The sequence below is a fragment of the Arthrobacter sp. Sr33 genome, from assembly GCF_054511195.1.
Window position 1 is genome coordinate 245,900 of sequence record NZ_JBTNDD010000005.1, and the last position, 21,408, is coordinate 267,307.

The 21,408-nt window shown below is 63.9% G+C and carries 16 protein-coding genes; 5 read left to right on the plus strand and 11 right to left on the minus strand.

Going from position 1 to position 21,408, the window contains the following annotated elements:
• Nucleotides 1–20 precede the first annotated feature (20 nt).
• Nucleotides 21–1,757, plus strand: a complete 1,737-nt coding sequence (locus tag ACX80T_RS09290) for a phospho-sugar mutase (RefSeq protein ID WP_459304247.1) — start codon at nt 21–23, stop codon at nt 1,755–1,757.
• A gap of 144 nt (nt 1,758–1,901) precedes the next feature.
• On the plus strand, nt 1,902–2,177 hold the full coding sequence (locus ACX80T_RS09295; protein ID WP_019483600.1) for a hypothetical protein: 276 nt from the start codon (nt 1,902–1,904) through the stop codon (nt 2,175–2,177).
• Between the two features lie 105 nt (nt 2,178–2,282).
• On the opposite strand, the gene ACX80T_RS09300 is transcribed toward ACX80T_RS09295, so the two are convergent.
• From ACX80T_RS09300 to mfd, 4 genes are all read right to left on the minus strand, one after another.
• Entirely contained in the window at nt 2,283–3,161 is an 879-nt protein-coding gene (locus ACX80T_RS09300) for an aldehyde dehydrogenase family protein (RefSeq protein ID WP_459304248.1), read from the minus strand.
• On the minus strand, nt 3,158–4,657 hold the full coding sequence (locus tag ACX80T_RS09305; protein ID WP_459304249.1) for an aldehyde dehydrogenase family protein: 1,500 nt from the start codon (nt 4,655–4,657) through the stop codon (nt 3,158–3,160). The genes ACX80T_RS09300 and ACX80T_RS09305 overlap by 4 nt, the downstream gene beginning before the upstream one ends.
• A 9-nt stretch (nt 4,658–4,666) precedes the next feature.
• Complete coding sequence (gene deoC / locus ACX80T_RS09310; protein ID WP_019483603.1) at nt 4,667–5,686, minus strand: deoxyribose-phosphate aldolase; 1,020 nt, start codon at nt 5,684–5,686, stop codon at nt 4,667–4,669.
• A gap of 232 nt (nt 5,687–5,918) precedes the next feature.
• Nucleotides 5,919–9,587, minus strand: coding sequence for a transcription-repair coupling factor (gene mfd / locus ACX80T_RS09315; protein WP_459304250.1), 3,669 nt, complete (start codon nt 9,585–9,587; stop codon nt 5,919–5,921).
• Between the two features lie 167 nt (nt 9,588–9,754).
• Between mfd and ACX80T_RS09320 the strand changes: the two genes are divergently transcribed.
• The 3 genes from ACX80T_RS09320 to nhaA are packed head-to-tail and all read left to right on the plus strand — an operon-like array spanning nt 9,755 to nt 11,868.
• A complete protein-coding gene (locus ACX80T_RS09320) occupies nt 9,755–10,252 on the plus strand; it encodes a DUF2505 domain-containing protein (protein WP_024477523.1) in 498 nt (165 codons plus the stop codon).
• A gap of 18 nt (nt 10,253–10,270) precedes the next feature.
• Nucleotides 10,271–10,492 (plus strand): SCO4848 family membrane protein, encoded by a 222-nt coding sequence (locus tag ACX80T_RS09325; protein WP_019483606.1) that lies wholly within the window; start codon nt 10,271–10,273, stop codon nt 10,490–10,492.
• 20 nt (nt 10,493–10,512) lie between these two features.
• Nucleotides 10,513–11,868, plus strand: a complete 1,356-nt coding sequence (nhaA, locus tag ACX80T_RS09330; protein WP_116778596.1) for a Na+/H+ antiporter NhaA — start codon at nt 10,513–10,515, stop codon at nt 11,866–11,868.
• Nucleotides 11,869–11,871: 3 nt separating this feature from the next.
• On the opposite strand, the gene sufU is transcribed toward nhaA, so the two are convergent.
• The 7 genes from sufU to ACX80T_RS09365 all read right to left on the minus strand — a co-directional run bounded on the left by sufU (nt 11,872) and on the right by ACX80T_RS09365 (nt 21,206).
• Nucleotides 11,872–12,324 carry a Fe-S cluster assembly sulfur transfer protein SufU gene (gene sufU, locus ACX80T_RS09335; protein WP_116778597.1) on the minus strand — a complete coding sequence of 151 codons (453 nt, stop codon included), beginning with the start codon at nt 12,322–12,324 and terminating at the stop codon, nt 11,872–11,874.
• Nucleotides 12,324–13,640: a SufS family cysteine desulfurase gene (locus ACX80T_RS09340; RefSeq protein ID WP_459304251.1), complete on the minus strand. Its 1,317-nt coding sequence runs from the start codon at nt 13,638–13,640 to the stop codon at nt 12,324–12,326. Before ACX80T_RS09340 ends, sufU begins: the two co-directional genes overlap by 1 nt.
• Before the next feature lie 148 nt (nt 13,641–13,788).
• Nucleotides 13,789–14,943 (minus strand): glycoside hydrolase family 53 protein, encoded by a 1,155-nt coding sequence (locus ACX80T_RS09345; protein WP_459304252.1) that lies wholly within the window; start codon nt 14,941–14,943, stop codon nt 13,789–13,791.
• A 30-nt stretch (nt 14,944–14,973) separates the two neighbouring features.
• Nucleotides 14,974–16,755, minus strand: a complete 1,782-nt coding sequence (locus tag ACX80T_RS09350; RefSeq protein ID WP_459304254.1) for a glycosyltransferase family 2 protein — start codon at nt 16,753–16,755, stop codon at nt 14,974–14,976.
• Nucleotides 16,752–17,774, minus strand: coding sequence for a UDP-glucose 4-epimerase GalE (gene galE, locus ACX80T_RS09355; protein ID WP_459304255.1), 1,023 nt, complete (start codon nt 17,772–17,774; stop codon nt 16,752–16,754). The genes ACX80T_RS09350 and galE overlap by 4 nt, the downstream gene beginning before the upstream one ends.
• A gap of 162 nt (nt 17,775–17,936) precedes the next feature.
• Entirely contained in the window at nt 17,937–18,953 is a 1,017-nt protein-coding gene (locus tag ACX80T_RS09360; protein ID WP_459304256.1) for a UDP-glucuronic acid decarboxylase family protein, read from the minus strand.
• 171 nt (nt 18,954–19,124) lie between these two features.
• A complete protein-coding gene (locus tag ACX80T_RS09365; RefSeq protein WP_459304257.1) occupies nt 19,125–21,206 on the minus strand; it encodes a malectin domain-containing carbohydrate-binding protein in 2,082 nt (693 codons plus the stop codon).
• Between the last annotated feature and the right edge of the window lie 202 nt (nt 21,207–21,408).

Consider the following 21,408-nt stretch of genomic DNA (forward strand, 5'->3'; position numbering starts at 1 on the left):
ACCGAAGGTATGAAAAAGCTATGACGCACGCCGACCACGAATCACTTCTCGCAGCCGCACGCACCTGGGCGGCCGAGGACCCCGATCCGCACACCACCGCGGAGCTGGAGGCGCTGCTCGCGCAGGTGGCCGACGACGACACCCGTACCGCCGCAACCCAGGACCTGCAGGACCGTTTCAGCGGACCGCTGCTCTTCGGCACTGCGGGACTCCGTGCTGCCCTGGGCGCCGGACCGAACCGGATGAACCGGGTCGTGGTTCGCCGCGCCGCCGCCGGTCTGGCCGCCCACGTGACTGGCAGCGCCGAGGGGGCGTATGTGCCGCGCGCCGTCGTCGGCTTCGATGCCCGCCACAACTCGCGGATCTTCGCCGAGGAAACCGCTGCCATCTTCACCGCCGCGGGCATCCAGACCTTCCTGATGCCCAGCGAACTGCCGACGCCGGTCCTCGCCTACGCGGTCCGCGCCTTGGAGTGTGAGGTGGGGGTGATGGTCACGGCAAGCCACAACCCACCCCAGGACAACGGGTACAAGGTCTACCTGGGAGGCCGCGCCGTCGACGACGCCGGCCGCGGGGCACAGATCGTGGCCCCGCAGGACACCGAGATCGCCGCCCGCATTGCAGCGGTAGGCCAGCTCGGCAGCATCCTGCTGGCGGCCGAGGGCTGGAATGTCCTGCCGGAGAGCATCGCCAAGGACTATGTCACATCGGTGGTTGCACTGGCGGATCGGGAGCGGTTCCCGGACCGGGACCTCTCGATCGTGCTGACCCCGATGCACGGGGTAGGCGGCACCACCGCACAGCAAGTGCTGGCCGCCGCCGGATTCGGGTCCGTCCACGTGGTAGCCGAGCAGGCAGACCCGGACCCCGACTTCCCCACCGTTGACTTCCCCAACCCCGAGGAGCCCGGCGCGCTCGACCTTGCCATCGCTGCTGCTCTAGTTCACGACGCCGACCTGGTGCTGGCCAACGACCCGGACGCCGATCGGGTTGCAGTAGCAGCCAAAGATCCGGCGACCGGTGAGTGGCGGATGCTCCGCGGCGATGAGACGGGGGCCCTGCTGGGGCAACACCTCGCCGTGCGCCGGGCGCAGGACACCGGTGCGCTTGCTGCGGGAACCGTCTTCGCCAACTCGATTGTGTCCTCGCGGCTACTCTCCCGCATCGCCGCAACCGCCGGGATCCCCCACACCGAAACCCTGACCGGATTCAAGTGGATTGCCCGGGTCCCGTCGCTCGCCTACGGCTACGAGGAAGCGCTGGGCTACTGCGTGGCACCCGACCTGGTCCGGGACAAGGATGGGATTTCCGCGGCGCTGCTCCTGGCCGAGCTTGCCGCGGCCACCAAGGCCGAGGGTCGGACCCTGTTTGACCTGCTCGATGACCTGGCACTGCTGCACGGGCTGCACGCCAGCGACCAGCTCTCGGTCCGGGTCGGCAGCCTTGGCCTGTTGGACGCCATGATGAACCGGTTGCGGGAAAACCCCCCGCAGGCCTTCGCGGACTCGGCAGTCGACGTCGTGCAGGACCTCCTCACCGGCTACGCCGGGCTTCCGCCGACCGACGGGCTGCTGTACCTGACCCGGGACGACACCCGGGTGATCATCCGGCCCAGCGGCACCGAGCCGAAGCTGAAGTGCTACCTGGAGGTCATCGAACCGGTGGAGTTGGCCGCCGAGCTCGACGATGCGAAGCTGACCACCCGCGCCCGGCTGGACGCGGTTCTGCGCGATGTGGAGGAGTCCCTGGGGCTCTAACCGCTGGGAACACCGCTGCGTGACTGGGCTCCACCGTGGTGAACCGGGGCTATCGGGTACCCGTCTGGGTGCCGCTGCCGCCCTGGGCGCTGAATCCAGTTATGGTTGAGTCAGTATCGTTTTGCACAATTTCGAGGAGACTCCATGTCACACACCACTACGTCCTCCGAGCGGACCGCTCCGCGCAAGCAGCCCACCCACTCGGGCGAAGGCCACCTGGTCAACAACCTCGTGACATTCGCCGTAATGATGGTGTTGTTCCTCGGCGCCGTCGGCTCCCTGGCCTTCTTCGACCAAAACAATGTCTGGGCCTTCGCCGTCTGCCTGACGCTGTTCTTCCTGGCCTTCTGGATCCCCCAGTCCATCCTGGGACGCTCCGATACCGGACCAACCCTCGCCAAGGGCGACCGCAAGGCCTAGCCGGCCAATACACGGCTTCCACCCATAAAAAGTGGCGGACCTGCAGACGAGTGGTTGAGCAACCACTCCCCTGCAGGTCCGCCACTTTTTTGTGCGGTGGGACGGCTAGAGCAGACCCTTGGTGTGCCAGACGGTCTTCGTTTCGGTGAAGAACGTGATCCGGTCGATCGAGGGGGCTCCGGCGTCGGGCCCGGTCTCGGGCGGGAGCACCCGTTTCAGGGTTTCGGCCGCGGCGATCTGCAGGTCCACCCAGTCCAGGTTCTCGGCACCGAGCAGGTCCAGGGCGTTGACGTCGGCGTGGGAGGCCAGCCAGGGGGCGATCTCGGCGGGGGAACCGCTGAGGATGTTCACGACGCCGGCGGGCACGTCGGAGGTGGCAAGGACTTCCCCGAGGCTCAGGGCCGCCAGCGGTGCACGCTCGTTGCCCAGCACCACCACGGTGTTCCCGCTGACCAGCACCGGCGCGACGGCGCGGACAAACCCGAGCAGCGAACCGGGTCCTTGGGGTGCGATGACCGCGACGACGCCGGTGGGCTCGGGAGTGGACAGGTTGAAGTACGGGCCCGACACCGGGTTCGCATTACCTGCCACCTGCACGTATTTATCGGCCCAGCCGGCGTACCAGACCCACAGGTCGATGGCTTCGTCGACCTGGGCGGCCGCCGCCGTATCGGAGACCCCTTCGGATGCGGCGATTTCCTCGGCGAACTGCGCCCGGCGCCCGTCCAGGACCTCCGCGATCCGGTACAGCACCTGGCCGCGGTTGTACCCGGAGGTTCCGGCCCAGCCGCTCACGGCAGCGCGGGCGGCGGTGACGGCGTCGCGCGCGTCCTTGCGTGATCCCTTGGCGGCGTTGACCGTGTTCAACATGGGGCCACCCTTCCTGGTTGCTACCTCATACACCCGACCCGATTCGCTGCGGACGAACTTGCCGCCAATGTAAAGCTTGTATGTCTTGGGTACGCCTAGCCGTGCAGCGCTCATTTGGAGCCTCCCAGGGGGGTCTTGTTCATGATGGCTGAGACGACCGATGACTTGGGCCCAGCCGCGGGGGCCAGGTAGGCGCCGAGTCCGTGGCGGCCGCCTTCCCTGCCGTACCCGGATTCCTTGTAGCCGCCGAACGGCGACGCGGGGTCGAACTTGTTGAACGTGTTGGCCCAGACCACCCCGGCACGCAACTTGTCGGCGACCGCGAGGACCCGGCTGCCCTTGTCCGACCAGATCCCTGCCGAGAGACCGTACGGGGTGTTGTTGGCCTTCGCAATCGCCTCCGCCGGGGTGCGGAACGTCAGGACCGAGAGCACTGGTCCGAAGATCTCGTCCCGGGCGATGCGGTGACTGGTGGACACGTTCGTGAAAATCGTGGGCGGGAACCAGAAGCCCTGCTGCGGCAGGTTACTCGCCGGGCTCCACCGGGTGGCGCCCTCCTGCTCGCCGATGTCGGAGAGCTCACGCATCCGGCCCAGCTGGGACGCCGAGTTAATGGCACCAATGTCAGTGTTCTTATCCAGCGGATCCCCTACCCGCAGCGTGGACAAGCGCTCCTTGAGACGTTCGACGACTTCGTCATGCACCGATTCCTGCACCAGCAGGCGTGATCCGGCGCAGCAGACCTGCCCCTGGTTGAAGAAGATCCCGTTGACGATGCCTTCGATGGCCTGGTCGATCGGGGCGTCATCGAACACGATGTTCGCGCCCTTGCCGCCGAGTTCGAGGGTGAGCTTCTTGCCGGTCCCGGCAGTCGAACGGGCAATGGACCGGCCGACGGCGGTGGACCCCGTGAACGCCACCTTGTTGACGTCCGGATGGTTCACCAGGGCCGAGCCGGTGGCCCCCGCGCCGGTAACAATGTTGACCACGCCTGCCGGCAGGTCGGCCTGCTGCAGGATTTCGGCGAACAACATGGCAGTCAGGGACGTGGTCTCGGCGGGTTTGAGGACCACGGTGTTGCCGGCGGCCAGGGCCGGGGCAATCTTCCACGCCAGCATCAGAAGCGGGAAATTCCACGGGATCACCTGGGCTGCCACACCCAGCGAACGCGGGTTCGGGCCCAGCCCTGCATGGTCGAGTTTGTCGGCCCAGCCCGCATAGTAGAAGAACCACGCGGCCACCAGGGGAACGTCGACGTCGCGGCTTTCCTTGATCGGCTTGCCGTTGTCGAGGGTTTCGGCGACGGCCAGTTCACGGGAACGTTCCTGCACCAGCCGGGCAATACGGAACAGGTACTTGCCCCGGTCGGCGCCGGAGAGCTTCGACCAAGTCTTCTCGTAGGCCCGCCGGGCGGCAGCGACGGCGGTATCGACGTCGGCCTCGCTGGCGCACGAGATGGTGGTGATCTTCTGCTCGGTGGCCGGGGAGATCGTGGTGAAGGACTCACCGTTGCCGGGGACGAACTCACCGTTGATGAACAGGCCGTACTCGCTCTTGAGGTCCAGGATGGATGTGGACTCCGGGGCCGGTGCGTACTCTAGAAAAGTCATGGGTAGTCCTTAGTCGATCGTGACGTAGGCAGGGCCGGAGTAGCTGCCGCTGGTGAGCTTCTGACGCTGCAGGAGCACGTCATTGAGCAGGCTTGAGGCGCCGAAGCGGAACAGGTCCGGCTCCAGCCATTCCTCTCCAACGGTCTCGGCGACGGTGACCAGGTACTTGATGGCGTCCTTCGACGTGCGGATCCCGCCGGCCGGCTTCACCCCGATCTTTTCGCCGGTCAGCCGGTGCCAGTCCCGGACCACTTCAAGCATGGACAGCGTCACCGGGAGGGTCGCCGCGGGGGCCACCTTGCCGGTGGAAGTCTTGATGAAGTCCCCGCCGGCCAGGATGGACAGCCACGAGGCACGCCGGATGTTGTCGTACGTATTCAGCTCACCGGTTTCCAGGATCACCTTCAGATGCGCGTACGAACCATCGGGGCGGCGGCAGGCCTCCTTCACCGCAACGATCTCGTCGAAGACCAGACCATACCGGCCCGACAGGAACGCGCCACGGTCAATGACCATGTCGATCTCATCCGCACCCGCCGCGACCGCATCGGCGGTGTCCGAGAGCTTCACCGACCGCGACGCCCGGCCGGAGGGGAACGCCGTGGCAACAGCAGCCACATTGATACGGCCCGGGGCGTCGGCGTCGTGGGCCCTCCCCAGCGCCTCGACCGCGTACGGCACCATGTCGCCATACACACACACCGCGGCCACCCGCGGGGTGGAGAGATCGCCGGCGTCGGGCACCAACGCCTTCGCGACGAGCGACCTGACCTTGCCAGGGGTGTCTGACCCTTCGAGAGTGGTCAGGTCGATCAGGGAAATGATCTTGTCCAGGGCCCAGGCCTTGGACGTCGTCTTGATTGACCGGGTCCCGAGGGCCGCCGCGCGCGCTTCCAGGCCCACCGCGTCAACGCCGGCAATGCCCTCCAGATAGCGTCGCAGGCTCTTCTCCGTCAGGTCCCCGCCGATCACTTCCAATGCACGTGACGCGGGAGCGATCGCGGTGCTCCCGGTGGCAGTAGTTTCCATCGTTGAGTGTTCTCCGTACTTTGATTCGGTGCCATGGCGGGACGGTTCCCTCAGCGAAGATCGTCCCCGCAGCAGCGCTGCTGACGGCTGGTTTCCAGGGGCTGTGGGACAGGAGGTCATACCCGTATGGTCGCGTCCGACTTTACCACCGCGCCCTGTCCGCGGCGATGCCCGCCAGCCTTGGTCGCCAGCTTGGCCGCCAGCCTGGTCGCCGGCCTTCTCGCTGGTACGCCTAATCGGTGAAGATCGCGTCCACCACATTCTGGGCCCAGGTGAGGATGTCGGCGTCGGCGAGGTCCCGCCCGCCCACCGGTGAGGATTTGGGCTTCGGAATCAGCGCGGCGTTCAGCGCCGGTTTCAGCGAGGCCCCCGGATACATGCGCTTGAGCCGCATCTCCTTCGATTCCGGCAGGACGGCCGGGGCGAACTTGATGAAGTTCCCCTGCAGCGCCACATCGGTCAGGCCCGCGGCACGCGCCGCCACCCGGAACCGGGCCACCGCAATGAGGTTGACCACCGGGGCGGGCGGCTCCCCGTATCTGTCGTTGAGTTCCTCCACCACCCCGTCGATTGCCTCGTCCGTCACAGCTGAAGCCAGCTTGCGGTAGGCCTCCAGGCGCAGCCGCTCCCCCGGCACGTAGTCGTGGGGCAGGTGGGCGTTGACGGGCAGCTCGATCTTCATCTCGGCCGTCTTCTCTTCGGCTTCACCGCGGAAGTCCGCAACCGCCTCCCCGACCAGCCTGATGTACAGATCGAAGCCAACACCCTGGATATGGCCGGACTGTTCGCCGCCGAGCATGTTGCCAGCACCGCGGATCTCGAGGTCTTTCATGGCTAGCTGCATGCCGGCACCGAGTTCGTTGTGCGACGCGACGGCCTTCAACCGCTCCAAAGCCACCTCGCCGAGCGGCTTCTCCGACGGGTAAAGGAAGTAGGCGTAGGCCCGCTCCCGGCCGCGCCCCACCCTGCCGCGGAGCTGGTGCAACTGGGACAGGCCGTAGTTGTCGGCCCGGTCCACAATCAGCGTGTTCGCGTTGGAGATGTCCAGGCCGGTCTCGATAATGGTGGTGCACACCAGAACGTCGAAGCGTTTCTCCCAGAAGTCGACAATGATTTGTTCCAGGCGGGATTCGCTCATCTGGCCGTGCGCGACGGCGACGCGGGCCTCCGGCACCAGCTCTTTCAGGTGCGCTGCGGTCCGGTCGATTGAGGACACCCGGTTGTGGACGAAGAACACCTGGCCTTCGCGCATCAGCTCACGGCGCACCGCCGCCGACGTCTGCTTGTCGGTGTAGGGGCCCACATAGGTGAGTACCGGGTGGCGTTCCTCCGGCGGGGTGGCGAGGGTGGATGTTTCCCGGATGCCGGTCAGCGACATTTCGAGCGTCCTGGGGATCGGCGTCGCACTCATGGCGAGGACGTCCACGTTGGTGCGCATTTTCTTCAGCGCTTCCTTGTGCTCCACGCCAAAGCGCTGCTCCTCGTCAACGATCACCAGGCCCAGGTCCTTGAACCTCACCTGGTCCGAGAGCAGCCGGTGGGTGCCGATGACGACGTCGACGGCGCCCGTGCCGATCCCCTCAACCGTTTCCCTGGATTCCTTGGCACTCTGAAACCGGGACAGTGGTTTGACCCGCACCGGGAAGCCTGAGAACCGTTCGGAGAAGGTTTCGTTGTGCTGCTGCACCAGCAGCGTGGTGGGCACCAGGACCGCCACCTGCTTGCCGTCCTGGACGGCTTTGAACGCGGCCCGCACGGCGATCTCGGTTTTCCCGTAGCCGACGTCGCCGGAGACCAGACGGTCCATCGGCACTTCGCGTTCCATGTCGGCCTTGACCTCGTTGATGGTGGTCAGCTGGTCCGGGGTTTCGATGTACGGGAAGGCTTCTTCAAGCTCGCGTTGCCACGGGGTGTCGGTGGAAAAGGCGAAGCCGCGCGATGCCATCCGCGCCGAGTACAGCCGGATCAGCTCCCCGGCGATCTCCTTGACCGCCTTCCGGGCCTTGGACTTGGTGCTGGCCCAGTCGGAGCCACCCATCTTGCTGAGCGCCGGGGCGTCGCCGCCCACGTACCGGGTCACCTGGTCCAGCTGGTCGGTGGGGACAAACAGCCGGTCCCCGGGGGCACCACGTTTGGACGGCGCGTATTCGAGCAGCAGGTACTCGCGGATGGTCTTCGTGGGGCCGGCGCCGGTGGCGCGCTGCAGGAGTTCAACGAATCGGGCGACGCCGTGCTGTTCGTGCACCACATAGTCGCCCTCGCGCAGCTGCAGGGGGTCGACGGCGTTGCGGCGTTTCGACGGCATCTTGCGCATGTCACGGGTGCCGGACGCGGTGGTCCTGCCCAACAGGTCCGCCTCGGTCAGCAGTCCGAGCTTGAGCGAGTCCAGCACGAAACCGCGGCCGGCGGAGGCTGTGGTGATCTCGATGATGCCCGGCTGCGGCGGCGAATCGAGCGAGTCCACCCGGGCCGCCGGGATGTCATGGTCATGGAACAGTTCGGCCAGCCGTGCGGCGGGACCCGGGCCCTCGGTGGCGACCACCACCCGCCACTGGTCTCTGACCCGTTTGCCGAGGAAGTCCATCATTTCCGCCACATCGCCCTGGTAGCCGCGTGGCTCGCGTGCGTGGACGGTGAACGTGTCAATTTCGGGCAACAGCTCCTGCAGCGAATCGTCGGAACCGAAGGATGTGATGGACCACCAGGCGACGGCGTTGGCCAGGGCCGCCGACCGGGTGTCGGTCAGCGACCTGAAGCTGGCGGTCTGGAGGTCGGCCCCCAGGGTGCCGCCCAGGTCCAGCGGCGCGGCGCCGCCGTCGGACGCTGTTGCCCAGGCCGCCTCAAGGAACTCCTCATTGGTCGCAGCGAGGTCGTGGGCGCGGGTGCGCACCTTTTCCGGTTCGATCACGACGGCGATCGACCCGGCCGGGAGTTCGCCCACCAGCGGCACCATTGAGTCCACCAGGACCGGTGCCAGGGATTCCATCCCTTCGACGGCAATTCCGCCGGCAATCTTTTCCAGCATGGCTGCCGCCGCCGGCAGATCGGGCTTCAGGAGGGCGGCCCGGGACATCACCGATGGGGTGATGAGGATTTCGCGGCAGGGCGGCGCGAACAACGCGGCCGGGCTGCCGTCTTCCTCCCGCACCAGTGACCGCTGGTCGGCGACGGCGAACCAGCGCATCGCCTCCACCTCGTCGCCGAAGAACTCGACCCGGATGGGGTGGTCCTCGGTGGGCGGGAACACATCGATGATGCCGCCGCGGACGGCAAACTCGCCGCGGTGGGTGACCATGTCCACCCGGGCATAGGCTGCGTCGGAGAGCGCCCTGACCACGTCGGTGAACGCCGCGTCCTGCCCGACGGTCAGGGTGACGGGCAACAGTTCACCGAGACCAGCGACCAGTGGCTGCACCACAGCCCGGATGGGAGCGACCATGATCCGTACGGGTTGACCCTCGGGATGGGCGAGGCGGCGCAGCACCGAGAGTCGACGACCAACGGTGTCGGAGCGGGGTGACAACCGTTCATGCGGCAGGGTTTCCCAACTGGGGAACTCCTCAATGTCCGACGCCGGCAGGTAGCTCCTGAGCGCGGCCGCCAGGTCCTCCGCTTCCCGGCCGGTCGCTGTCACTGCCAGAACCACTGGTGCCCGGGCGTCGTCGCCGGCTGGCCTGGAGTCAACCGACGCCTCGAGTCCGTCCACCATCTCGGCGAGGAGCGCAGCCCGCAGCCCGGCGGGCGCACCGATCTGCAGATCGGTGTTTCGCTCGCTGCTGCCGTGTGATGCGTTCATCCGCACCCGGGCGAAGGACGTGTCCTCGATCAGTGCGGCGCGCAGTCCGTTCAGGCTCAAAGGTTCTCCTACAGGATCCGTCAGTTCCAGCAAATATTCGGTCATAAAGTTTCAGGTGCTGGGGACCCCCATGTCGGTCCTACCCAGCACAAAAGCCCGAAATTCTGTCGAATTCCGGGGATACCCCAAGCCTACCCTGCGGGCCGACCGTGGCGCCCGATCAGGCCTTAGGATGGGTGGGACGCAAAACGCCTTTCAACTTCGGAGGATCCTTGGCACTGAACGCCTCAACCACCCTGCCCTACGACGCTGCCACAGTGACCGGAGTCTTCACCGACGAGGCCTTCCTGAAGCATGTCAGCGAGCACGTCGGCGGCACCCTGAAATCAGTGACGGTCGACGGTGACACAGCGGCTGCCTTCACCCTGACCGCTGTGCGGACCCTCCCCACAAAGCGGCTCCCGGAGATGGCGCGTAAGTTTGTCGGCGACAGCCTTACCGTCACGCAGACCGAACAGTGGGCAGCGCCCCTGCCCGATGGGTCACGTGTTGCCAAGATCACCATGACCGTCGCCGGCGTTCCGCTCACCGTCGACGCCGAGCAGCGCCTCGTCGCCGTCGACGCGGCCACCCGGGTGGAGCTGACCGGCACCGTGAGCTCTTCGATTCCATTCATGGGAGCGAAGATCGCCTCGGCGGCAGAGCCGATGATCGGTAAAGCCCTTAACCTTCAGGCCTCCGAAGCCAGCAAATGGCTTGAACGCCGCTAGGCAGAGAAGGAAAAACCCGTGTCACTCCCCACCCCTTTAGCCCTGATTCTCATTCTTAGCGGCGTCTGGACCTTGATCGTCTGGCCACCCTTCCTCCGGCGAATCTTCAAGGACCCCCGTTCGAAAGACGAGCGGGGAGCCCCGACCCGTTTCCTCAAGGTCCATTTCATGCTGATCAGCACCTCAATGATCCTGGGCCTTGCCACCCTGGTGATCGGCATCCGCACCCTGGTTAGCTAAGCAGTTGGATAGGTCGAAAAGTGAGCAATAACCAGGAACCTCAACCCCCCAAACAGGTCCTCGGGCGGTCGAGCTATCCCGAGTACCAGCGAATCAGTGAGATTCTCCGCAAGGAAACTGTTGGCGGCATCCTGTTGCTCATTGCAGCAGTCGTGGCACTGGTCTGGGCCAACTCCCCAGCATCAGCCAGCTACTTCGCAATCCGGGACTTCGAGTTCGGCTATGAGCCGTGGCACCTTCGGCTGAGCGTTGGCGCGTGGGCCGCAGACGGTCTACTCGCGATCTTCTTCTTTCTGGTGGGTCTCGAGCTTAAGCGCGAGTTCGTCGCGGGAGACCTCAGAAAGTTCAGCCGGGCCGTGGTTCCGGTGACCGCCGCTGCCGGCGGCGTCCTGGTACCGGCCCTCTTCTACGTGGCGATCAACCTGTCCTCCCCCGAGTCGCTCAGGGGGTGGGCTATCCCCACGGCCACCGATATTGCGTTCGCCCTGGCGGTGCTGGCGGTAATCAGTTCCCACCTCCCCAGTGCGTTGCGGGTCTTTCTGCTTACCCTCGCCGTGGTCGATGACCTGATGGCGATCGGGATTATTGCGTTCTTCTACTCGGACGACGTGGAGTTCACCTACCTGCTGTTCATGCTGGTCCCGCTGGCCCTGTTTGGTTTCCTGGCCCAGAAGAACCCCAAGTATTTCGGCCGGCACACCCCCGCCGCCTGGCTGATCCTCCTGCCGATCGGTGTGGCAACGTGGATCCTGATGCATGCCTCAGGAGTCCATGCGACCGTTGCCGGCGTCCTGCTGGGGTTCCTGGTTCCAGTGCTGCGTAAGACCAAGGACGGCACCATCAAACTGCCGCGCCCCAACAAACCTGGGCTCGCGGAGATTTTTGAACACCGGTTCCGTCCACTGTCCACCGGCTTTGCGGTGCCCGTATTCGCTTTCTTCTCTGCCGGAGTCGCCGTCGGAGGGCCCGAAGGGTTGATGTCAGCGATCGGGGACACGGTGACGCTGGGGATCGTTGCCGGGCTGGTGCTGGGTAAACCGGTCGGCATCCTGTTGACCACGTTCGCTCTGACCAAAACCACCCGGGCGAACCTCGACCCCGACCTGCGGTGGATTGACCTGCTCGGTGTCGGGTTGCTCGCTGGGGTGGGCTTCACGGTGTCGCTCCTGGTCAACGACCTGAGCTTCGAGCAGGGATCAGAGCACAACGACCACGCGAAGGTGGCCATCCTGTGCGCCTCGGTGATTGCTGCGCTGGCCGCCTCGGTGATCCTTCGCAGCCGGAACAAGCACTACCGCCGGGTCGTGGAAGCCGAACAAATCGACGCCAACGACGACGGCGTCCCCGACCTGTTCGAGGACCGGAACCGCCAGTAGCTGTTACCGGTTCGCGGCGAGCAGCGCTTCTTCGAGCGCCACCCAGGCCAGCATCGCGCACTTGACGCGGGCCGGATAGCGGGAGACTCCGGCGAGGGCTGCCGCGTCCCCGAGCACTTCCTCGTTGGGTGTGACCCGTCCGCGCGAGCGCATGACGGTCCTGAACTCGTCCACCAGATCCATCACCTCGTCGCGGCCCAGACCCTGCATCAAATCGGTCATAACCGAGGCCGAGGACATGGAGATGGCGCAGCCGGCGCCGTCCCAACTGACGCTGGTCAGCACTCCGTCCGCGAGGATGGCTCGCAGGGTAATCTCATCTCCGCATACCGGGTTCAGCTGGTGGGACTCTCCGAGGGTCCCGACGCCGTCGTGCTCCAACAGCCCGGCTCCGTGCCGCTCCTTGGCATGATCAAGGATGATCTGTTGATAGAGCTGCTGCAGGTCATCGGACATTATTTGACTCCAAAGAACGGGCGCACACCGGCGACGGCTGCCAGGAAGGCATCCACTTCATCGCTGGTGTTGTAAAGGTAGGTGCTGGCGCGGGTGGTCGCGGTCAGGCCGAGCCGACGGTGCAACGGCTGGGCGCAGTGGTGCCCCACCCGCACGGCGATGCCCTGATGATCCAGGTACTGGCCGACGTCGTGGGCGTGGACGCCGTCGACGTCGAACGCCGCCAACCCAATCCGTTGCACACCCGCGGCCGGTCCGAGGACCCTGATCCCGGGCAGCTGGCTCAGTCCGTCGACCAGTTGTTTGCCGAGTGTCTCTTCCCATTGTTGGATGCGCTGCATGCCAGTTTCGGTCAGGTAGTTCGCTGCCGCCGCCAGGGCGATGGCCTGGGAGATCCGCTGGGTGCCGGCTTCGAACCGTGCAGGTGCGGGAAGGTATTCGGCCCGTTCCATGGTGACCGTGGTGATCATGGATCCCCCGGTCAGGAAGGGCGGCATCGCGTTGAGCAGTTCGGCTCGCCCGTAGAGGGCGCCGATCCCGGTGGGACCCAGCATCTTGTGCCCGGAGAAGGCCATGAAATCGATGTCGAGCGCGTGCACGTCGACCGGCAGGTGCGGCACCGACTGGCACGCGTCGAGGACGGTCAGCGCCCCATGCTGCTGCGCCAGGGCCACCAGCTCCGCGACGGGGTTGATGGTGCCCAACACGTTGGAGGCGTGGGTGAAGGCGACGATTGCGGTGGCCTGGTTGATGATGGTCGCCGCCTCGTCCAGGCGAAGCGCGCCGTCGTCGTCAACCGGGATGTACCGGAGCGTGGCACCGGTGCGGGCTGCCAACTCCTGCCACGGAATGAGGTTGGCGTGATGCTCCATCTCGGTGACAACAATTTCGTCGCCTGGACCGATGACGAAGCGCGCAGCGGCGGATCCGCCACGGCCCGCCGAGGCGTTCGAGAAAGAGTAGGCCACCAGGTTGATGGCCTCCGTGGCGTTGGAGGTCCAGACGATCTCGTCCACCGCCGCGCCAACGAAAGCGGCGATGGTGTCACGGGCAGCCTCGAAGGCGTCGGTGGCGTCAACTGCGAGGGAGTGGGCTCCCCTGTGTACCGCCGCATTGCGCTGCTCGTAGAATTCCTGCTCAGCCTCGAGCACGGTGATCGGGTTTTGCGAGGTCGCACCCGTATCCAGGTAGATCAGTGGCCGAGAATTGACCTGGGTGTCCAGAATGGGGAAATCGTTGCGGATCCGCCTCACCTCGGTGTCGGTCAACGGCCCCTCAACCAGCTGGAGCGACGAGGGGATAGCAACGGGATTCACAATCAGACTCCTTACAGGTCAGCGCGGTACCTCTGCTGCTGGGTAGGGCGACCACTCAGCCGTCCCACCCAACAAGACCATTAGGACATACGGCTGTACGGTAATTCTCTCACGCGTCCCGGCCGGACGAACCCCCGCGCGTCTGATCCTAGGGGGTAGGCCGGGGTGAGGCCGGCGGATTCAGCGAATCGATGGCTGGCAGCGCGTTTCCCTCCCAATCGAACATGGTGAGATTCGCGTACCGGTTACAGACACCCGGCGCGGCGGGTACCCCCGGGAGCCAGCCCGGTTCCCACACAAAATAGCCGAGGCCGTGGTTGTCGGGAACCTGCTCTATCACCTTCCGCAGCTCGGTGAAATACGCCGCCTGACCTTCAGGCGTTGTAGTGAAACGACGGCGATCCGGCAGCTCTGCGACGTTGTTCACCACGCTGTCGCACCCTGGTTCGCTGTCCAGCCTCCACGGGTATCCTGTCTCGGCGACTATCAGGTCCTTGTTGAAGCGTGTCGCGAGGATGTTGAGGCTTCTGCTGAACCCGGCCAGGGACCCGCTCCAGAACGGGTAATAGGTGACGCCGATAATGTCGAAGGGCATACCGTTCGCTTCGACCTTAGCCAGGAAATCCGAAGCAGACTCGTCGGCTGCGTGGGTGTGGATCATGATCTTCGGCGGTTGGCCCCCGCTGCCAGCCAGCACACCGGCGACCCCCGCCTGATAGAGGTCGGCGAACCCTTCCCAGTACTCTCCCCACGACAGCTGGGTCTTGCCCCACGACCACAGCATGCCGTCAGACACCTCGTTTCCCACCTGGACGATTCCTACCGGGGTGCCCTGTTCAGCGAAGGCACTCACAACGCCCTTGGAATACGCATGCACAGTGCTTTCCAGCTCCTCCTTGCCCAGGTCTTCCCAGGCGGCCGGAAGCTTCTGGGCGTTCTGGTCTGCCCAGGTGTCAGAGTAGTGAAGATTGAGAAGGATTCCCATTCCAGCATCTGTCGCCCGCTGGGCCAGGGTGAGCGCCGCAGCAAGGTCGCTGGTTCCCGGTTCGGGGTCCACCCACAAACGGATCCGGGAGTAGTTGACTCCGTTGTTGCTCATGATCTGCTCGATCGGCAACGCCTCCCCGTTGTCGTTGACCTGGTTGCCGACCGCTTCTTCCTGCAGGGTAAACGACATGTCGGCGCCGACGATACGAAGTTCGGAAGTCACAGGTTTCTCCCAGGTGATCGAGACGATCGAACCTGCCGACACAACGGTGAGTACGACGGCTACGAATGGCCGCCACCAGTTCCAACTGCCCATTTCAGTGCTTTCCTCGACCATCACGGTTACTCATCCGATGAGTGCCATTAGATAGGCAGGATATTGGATGACCGCCACCAACACCAGTGCTGCGGTCCCGACGGCGAGGGCTACCGACTCCGCGGCGGTCATTCGCAATGCCGCGAGAAAGGGCACCGCTGCTGATCGGGCGGATTCGAGCGCATGGAGGACCGGGACGGCTACCGCCACGATCGCATAGCTGATCGCGCCCACCAGGCACAGAAAGATGTAGCCGTACGCGTTGGTGGTGGCCTCTCCCACCAACGCTGCTCCCGCGAACAGTGCAGCCACCAGACAATAGGGAAGGATCAATGTCGGCCGGATTTGCTCCATCCCCTCGCCCGATTTCGGTGTCACCCGGAAGGTGATTGACCGCGGCCGGACCTTCTGGACCACGGCCGACCAGACACCGAGAGCGATGTAAGGCCACCTGGCAAAGCAATAGATCCAGTTTTCCCAGCTGACGAGTGGCGAATCCGCGGGGCGGAGCATCCCCCGCCGGCGCAGGAAGAACACGATGGCCAGCATGCAGAGGCCCAGAACCAACCAACGGGCGAGGAACTCGAAGTAGTTCACGTTGACCCAGGGAAGACCGGTGACCGCGGCAATCATCGGCAGGCCGAGCCCGGCCACGGTCGTGGCCGAGAGCAGCGGATAGTAGGACAAGGCAAAAAGAAACCGGGCACGAAGGGCCCACGGCAGTCTGCCGAGATGCGAAGGGACCAGGTCAAGGAATAACGTCATCAGACTCCGCGACCATTGGAACTCCTGGGTGATCATCGCCGCGAAGGTCCTCGGTCCCTCCCCATGCGCTTCGGCCGATTCGGCGAATACAGATCTCCACCCTGCTGACGTCAGCAGGAACGAGGTGGAGAAATCCTCGGCCAGTTCCGGCCCGATGCCGCCGATCTCCTGCAAGGCTGCTGTTCGAACTGTGTAGTGGGATCCGATACACGATGGCGCAAGGCCATCCGAGTGTCCCAGCTGAACCGGTCCATGGAAGGTTGCCTCGCGATGGAGCCTGCCCCGCGCTGACCAGGACTGGCCAGCATTTGAGTCGTTGATGCTCGGGGCGGCGACGTACCCCACGGCCGGGTCTGCGAAAGGACGGACCATCTCCGTCAGGTAGGTTACCGCCGGGACGTGGTCGCAATCGAGCTGGGCTACCACGTCATAGTTTCGGTACCCGTAGCAGTCATAGAAGTAGGCGAGGTTTCCTTCTTTGCATTTGGTGCGGCGGGGCCATTCCGGATTGTGATAGTCGGCCACTCCAAAGCGGCTGGAAACCCGTACCCCGTTCGCGGTGCACCATTGGATGCTCTCGGGGGTGGGACGCTCGTCGCACAACCACACATCGTAGGAGTGCGGAAAGTCCTGAGACTGCATTGCCTGAAGCGTGGCCCTCGCGAGGTCCCACGGCTCAGACGGCGCCTTCGTCACGATAAAGGCGATCCGTAGTGGCGGTACCTCCTGATCCGACCGGAATCGCCTGAGCCGGTTGGCGAGGATGAGGAAATAGGTAGGCAGGTAGGTCAGGTAGAAGAGCAGCACGGAATTGATCACCAGGCCGAACCATCCGACGACATGCCCCGGCTGCAACCACCACACCCAGAACGAGGCGAAAGCGGCGACCCAGCACACGGTCAGGGCTGCAACCACTGCGGCATCCCTTCGTGGCAGTGCTGCAACATGGGCTCCGGCTTCCATGGATCGCAGTGGGGCGCGGCGTCTGCCAAAGGTGGGACCGGAAGCAGCGATCGTGAGGGTGGTTGTAGCCGTTGAATCCGTCACAGCTTTTCCCCGTAGCCGTGGGGGTTCTTCTCCTGGAACCGCCACATGTCAGCACACATGTCACTGAGTGGACGTTTGGCACGCCAGCCCAACTCTTCTTCCGCCAGTACCGGTGATGCCACCAGCTCAGCGACGTCCCCTGGCCTGCGGTCGACGAATCGGTAGGGAATCCGTCGCCCGCTTTGGAGTTCGAATTCTTTCACCAGTTCCAGGACCGAGGTCCCGGTCCCGGTTCCCAGGTTGTACCGGCGAAACCCCGGTCTGCGTCTTTCCTCCAGGGCGAGCCGGTGGCCTTCAACGACGTCGAGGACATGGATGTAGTCGCGGACTGCGGTGCCGTCTGCGGTCGGATAATCGGATCCCAGAATTTTCACCTCGGATAGTCGGCCCGTTGCTACCTGGGCCAGGAATGGAAAGATATTGGAGGGGACTCCCAGCGGGTCCTCGCCAAGAACACCCGAGGGATGAGCCCCCGCCGGGTTGAAGTACCGGAGAGCTGTGACCGACCAGTCGTCGTAGCGGTTACAGAGATCTTCGAGGATCAGCTCGCACATCCACTTGCTTCGGGCATATGGGTTGGTGGGCCTGGCCGGCGACTCTTCAGTGATAGGCCGAAGGTCGGTATCTCCATAGATGGAGCAGGATGAAGAAAAGACGAGGTCCCGGATCCCTGCGGCGTGGGCAACAGTGATCAGGGAAATCAGGCCCGACACATTGTTCTGGTAGTAGTCAATCGGCCGCTGCATAGAATCACCCACAGCTTTGTGAGCGGCGAAGTGAATGACTACATCGATGGGGTGGGCTGTGAAAATGCTCTCCAGCTCTGCCGTGTCGGAGACATCCGCCGTGTGGAAGGAAAGGTTCCCTCCTCCCAGCTGCCGGATCCGATCCATGACCACTTCGTGGCTGTTGATGAGGTTGTCGATCACCACCACGTCGAAGCCACTATCGAGGAGGTCGCGGCAGCAATGGCTGCCAATGAAACCAGCCCCTCCCGTCACCAGCGCGGTGCGGGTCATGGCTGCACCTTGATGGGATGCATCGGCTCACCCTGTGGGTGTACCGCTGGCACCGGTTCGCCTATCCAAATGTCCACTGTTCTTCCTCCGTTTTGTGAGCAGCATTGCGGCTTCCCCAGCCGCTCGGCAATGCGAACGCCCCAACGATCGGGCGTGGATCGATCAGGCTGAAATGGCCACCGAGGTGGCGGCGAGATTGGTACCTTCAAACTGGGACCCGGCTAGCGCTTCAGCCGCATCGGCGACCTCATGAGGGTGAGCACTGAAATAGGCAACAGTCCGTCCGATGCCGTCAGAGGTGCTCATTTCTGGACGCCATCCCAGCACCCTGGTCGCCAAGGTGATGTCGGGACACCTCTGCAACGGATCATCAGTTGGCAGCTGGTGGAACTCGATTGGTGAGCTGGAGCCGGTGACGTCAAGGATGGTGGTGGCCAGGTCGAGGATCGTCTTCTCCGCCGGATTTCCCAGATTGACTGGGCCGGATTCCGAACTGTCAATCATCAGGATGAGTCCACGAATGAGATCGTCCACGTAGCAGAAGCTCCGGGTCTGGGTTCCCTGACCGTATATCGTCAAAGGTGCACCATTCAGCGCCTGCACAATGAAGCTGGAGACCACCCTGCCATCTGTCGCGCGCATGCCTGGGCCGAACGTGTTGAAGATGCGCACCACCCCGACGTTCACCCCGCGGGAACGGGCGTAAGCCATCGACAGTGCTTCGCTGAAGCGTTTGGCCTCGTCGTACACACTCCTTGGGCCGACCGGGTTGACGTTCCCACAGTATTGCTCAGTCTGTGGATGGATCAGCGGGTTGCCGTAGACCTCGCTGGTTGAGGTGAGAAGGAAGCGAGCCGATTTCCGTTCGGCAAGCAGCAAGGCGTTTTCGGTTCCCCGGCTGCCGACTGCGAGGGTCTGCAGCGGCAACCGGTGGTAGTCGGGCGGCGACGCCGGACTTGCCAAATGCGCGACGACATCAAGCTTCCCCGGACAGGAGAGTCTTTTGCTGACATCACCGTGCACGAGTGTGAAGTTCGGGTGCTTCACATGTCGCGCAATATTGCTTAACCGCCCCGTCGAAAAGTCGTCGACGCAGACTACTGAATCCCCGCGCATCAACAACGCCCAGCTGAGATGTGACCCGAGAAATCCTGCACCACCTGTTATCAACACCCTCATGGTGTCCCTCGATTTCGCTTGCTTGAAGACCCCACACCACAGAGATTGCTGGTGTGCCTGTACTGCTTCAAGCTACGTTCAGGGCCGCGGGTAATCACCAGTAGCGGATACTCAGGTTTATAACTCTGATACTTGGGATGTCCCACGTGGGCAGTTTCCGGTCCGATAGGTTTATGGCGCTGTACCGGTCCAGACCTTCTTCCGTGGTTGGTAGGTTTGCTCTCCTCCGAGCGCGATCACAAACTGGTTGCCGACCCGTTGCACGATTGCACCCTGCAGTGGCACTGGCAGCGGAGATAACAGCGACCAGGAGTTCTGTGTCGGGTTGTAGGCCGTGACCTGCCCGGTGGGCTGAAAATCGTCGACCTGGCCTCCGGCCATAACGATGCGACCGTCCGAGACAAACGTTGCGGCCTCCAGATGGCTCTTCGCTGTTGGCAGGTCAGCAAGTTTTGTCCACTTGTCGGTTCCCGGATCGTAGACGTGCGCGTCCTTTTGCTGCACGTGATGCACATCGTGGCCGTGTTCGCCACCGAGAATGTAGATCTTCCCCGCAATAAGCGCGCTGCTCATATGGTCCTTGGGATTGGGGAGGGGTGCTGCCGTGGCCCACGCCCCGGTACTCATGTTGTAAACGAAGTGATCGCCTACATTCGTGACCCGGTCGGCTGGATTTCCGCTGATGTAATGGAGCTTTCCGGCAGACGCTTCCAGGACGCCTGCACCCCGAGCCTGTGGAAGATGGGTGAGGATCATCCAACTGTTGTTCTGCGGGTCGTACCGATAAACCCGATCGCTGACTTCCTGAGTGGGGTTGTGGTTGACGTCAATGTCCCCCCGGAAGCCGCCACCCAAGTAAATGAATCTCCCATCGTTGGAAATGCCCTGATGGCTTTCCGCGGCCCCTTCGGGGAGGTTTCCGAGATCGACCCAGGTTCCTGTGGCCGGCTCGTAGCTCGAGTACCCCCGGATCACGTCGAAGTTCCCGTCGAACCCGCCGAAACGGTAGATCTTGCCGCCCACCGTCGTAGCGGCTGTTTCGAAGATGGCGGTTGGTGCGTCAGGTTGTTCGGACCATGTTTCTGGCCACCAGCCAGCTGGTTGGGGGGTGGTGCCGGTTGGGTAGACCACTTCGATCGCCGAGATCTTCGGCTGATCGACCGACGCCGTGAAGTCAAGGGTCAGAGCACCGTCCGTCACAGTCTGTGAGAGGGTTTTTACCGTAGCGGTCATCGCCCCCACCTCAGCGAAAAGGTCCAGGTCATCGAGTTCAACCGGCCCGCCCTCGAGGTTCACGTCAAACACCCGCTTACCTACACCGCCCGGACCGCCACCGGTGGCACCATGCCAAATCTCCGCAAAATGCAGCCGGACAGTGAACGTTCCCGACTGGCTGACGGGAATCGTATAGTTGAACGCCCCGCGATTCGTCGTCGCGCTCCGCTCGGTCAGGTACAACGCATCATTGACCGTCCCAGCGATCGCCGTCACTTTAGGGTTGCTGTAGGCCTTACCGCCGCTGAACGACCGATCGGCCGCCCACACCATGCCGCCCACCGTCATCTGAGGTCCGCCCGCATTGATCCGCACCACCTCCGGATCAGCTGGTTGGGGGGTGGTGCCGGTTGGGTAGACCACTTCGATCGCCGAGATCTTCGGCTGATCGACCGACGCCGTGAAGTCAAGGGTCAGAGCACCGTCCGTCACAGTCTGTGAGAGGGTTTTTACCGTAGCGGTCATCGCCCCCACCTCAGCGAAAAGGTCCAGGTCATCGAGTTCAACCGGCCCGCCCTCGAGGTTCACGTCAAACACCCGCTTACCTACACCGCCCGGACCGCCACCGGTGGCACCATGCCAAATCTCCGCAAAATGCAGCCGGACAGTGAACGTTCCCGACTGGCTGACGGGAATCGTATAGTTGAACGCCCCGCGATTCGTCGTCGCGCTCCGCTCGGTCAGGTACAACGCATCATTGACCGTCCCAGCGATCGCCGTCACTTTAGGGTTGCTGTAGGCCTTACCGCCGCTGAACGACCGATCGGCCGCCCACACCATGCCGCCCACCGTCATCTGAGGTCCGCCCGCATTGATCCGCACCACCTCCGGATCAGCGGCAAGGGTTGAGGGTGAGTCGATCGCTGAGGCAGGCAAAAGGAGGATCGCCGCTGCGAGGACCGCAAGGATCCTCAGCACCTTTCGATGCTTCAGTCGGCCCTGTGCGTGCCCCCCTGCTAGTGCTGACTGTTGTTTCACGCGCTTCTCCTTGGTTTAGTTGGGCCTAACAGCTGGACCAGTCGCCGGTTTGATGCCGCGCCGTCTACTGCGGACCGTCCCCCGTCGAAACGGGGATGATTTCGATGGCTGAGATCTTCGCCTGATCCACCGTCGAGGTGAAGTCCAGGTCAAGATTCCCATCCGTTACCGGGACCACCGTCGAGACCACATGGGCCGTCAT

What these genes read in the sequence shown, in the direction of transcription:
- ACX80T_RS09290 (WP_459304247.1), top strand. Translation starts at nt 21, where the DNA reads ATGACGCACGCCGACCACGAATCACTTCTCGCAGCCGCACGCACCTGG.
- ACX80T_RS09295 (WP_019483600.1), top strand. Translation starts at nt 1,902, where the DNA reads ATGTCACACACCACTACGTCCTCCGAGCGGACCGCTCCGCGCAAGCAG.
- ACX80T_RS09300 (WP_459304248.1), bottom strand. Translation starts at nt 3,161, where the DNA reads ATGAGCGCTGCACGGCTAGGCGTACCCAAGACATACAAGCTTTACATT.
- ACX80T_RS09305 (WP_459304249.1), bottom strand. Translation starts at nt 4,657, where the DNA reads ATGACTTTTCTAGAGTACGCACCGGCCCCGGAGTCCACATCCATCCTG.
- deoC (WP_019483603.1), bottom strand. Translation starts at nt 5,686, where the DNA reads ATGGAAACTACTGCCACCGGGAGCACCGCGATCGCTCCCGCGTCACGT.
- mfd (WP_459304250.1), bottom strand. Translation starts at nt 9,587, where the DNA reads ATGACCGAATATTTGCTGGAACTGACGGATCCTGTAGGAGAACCTTTG.
- sufU (WP_116778597.1), bottom strand. Translation starts at nt 12,324, where the DNA reads ATGTCCGATGACCTGCAGCAGCTCTATCAACAGATCATCCTTGATCAT.
- ACX80T_RS09345 (WP_459304252.1), bottom strand. Translation starts at nt 14,943, where the DNA reads ATGGGCAGTTGGAACTGGTGGCGGCCATTCGTAGCCGTCGTACTCACC.
- galE (WP_459304255.1), bottom strand. Translation starts at nt 17,774, where the DNA reads ATGACCCGCACCGCGCTGGTGACGGGAGGGGCTGGTTTCATTGGCAGC.
- ACX80T_RS09360 (WP_459304256.1), bottom strand. Translation starts at nt 18,953, where the DNA reads ATGAGGGTGTTGATAACAGGTGGTGCAGGATTTCTCGGGTCACATCTC.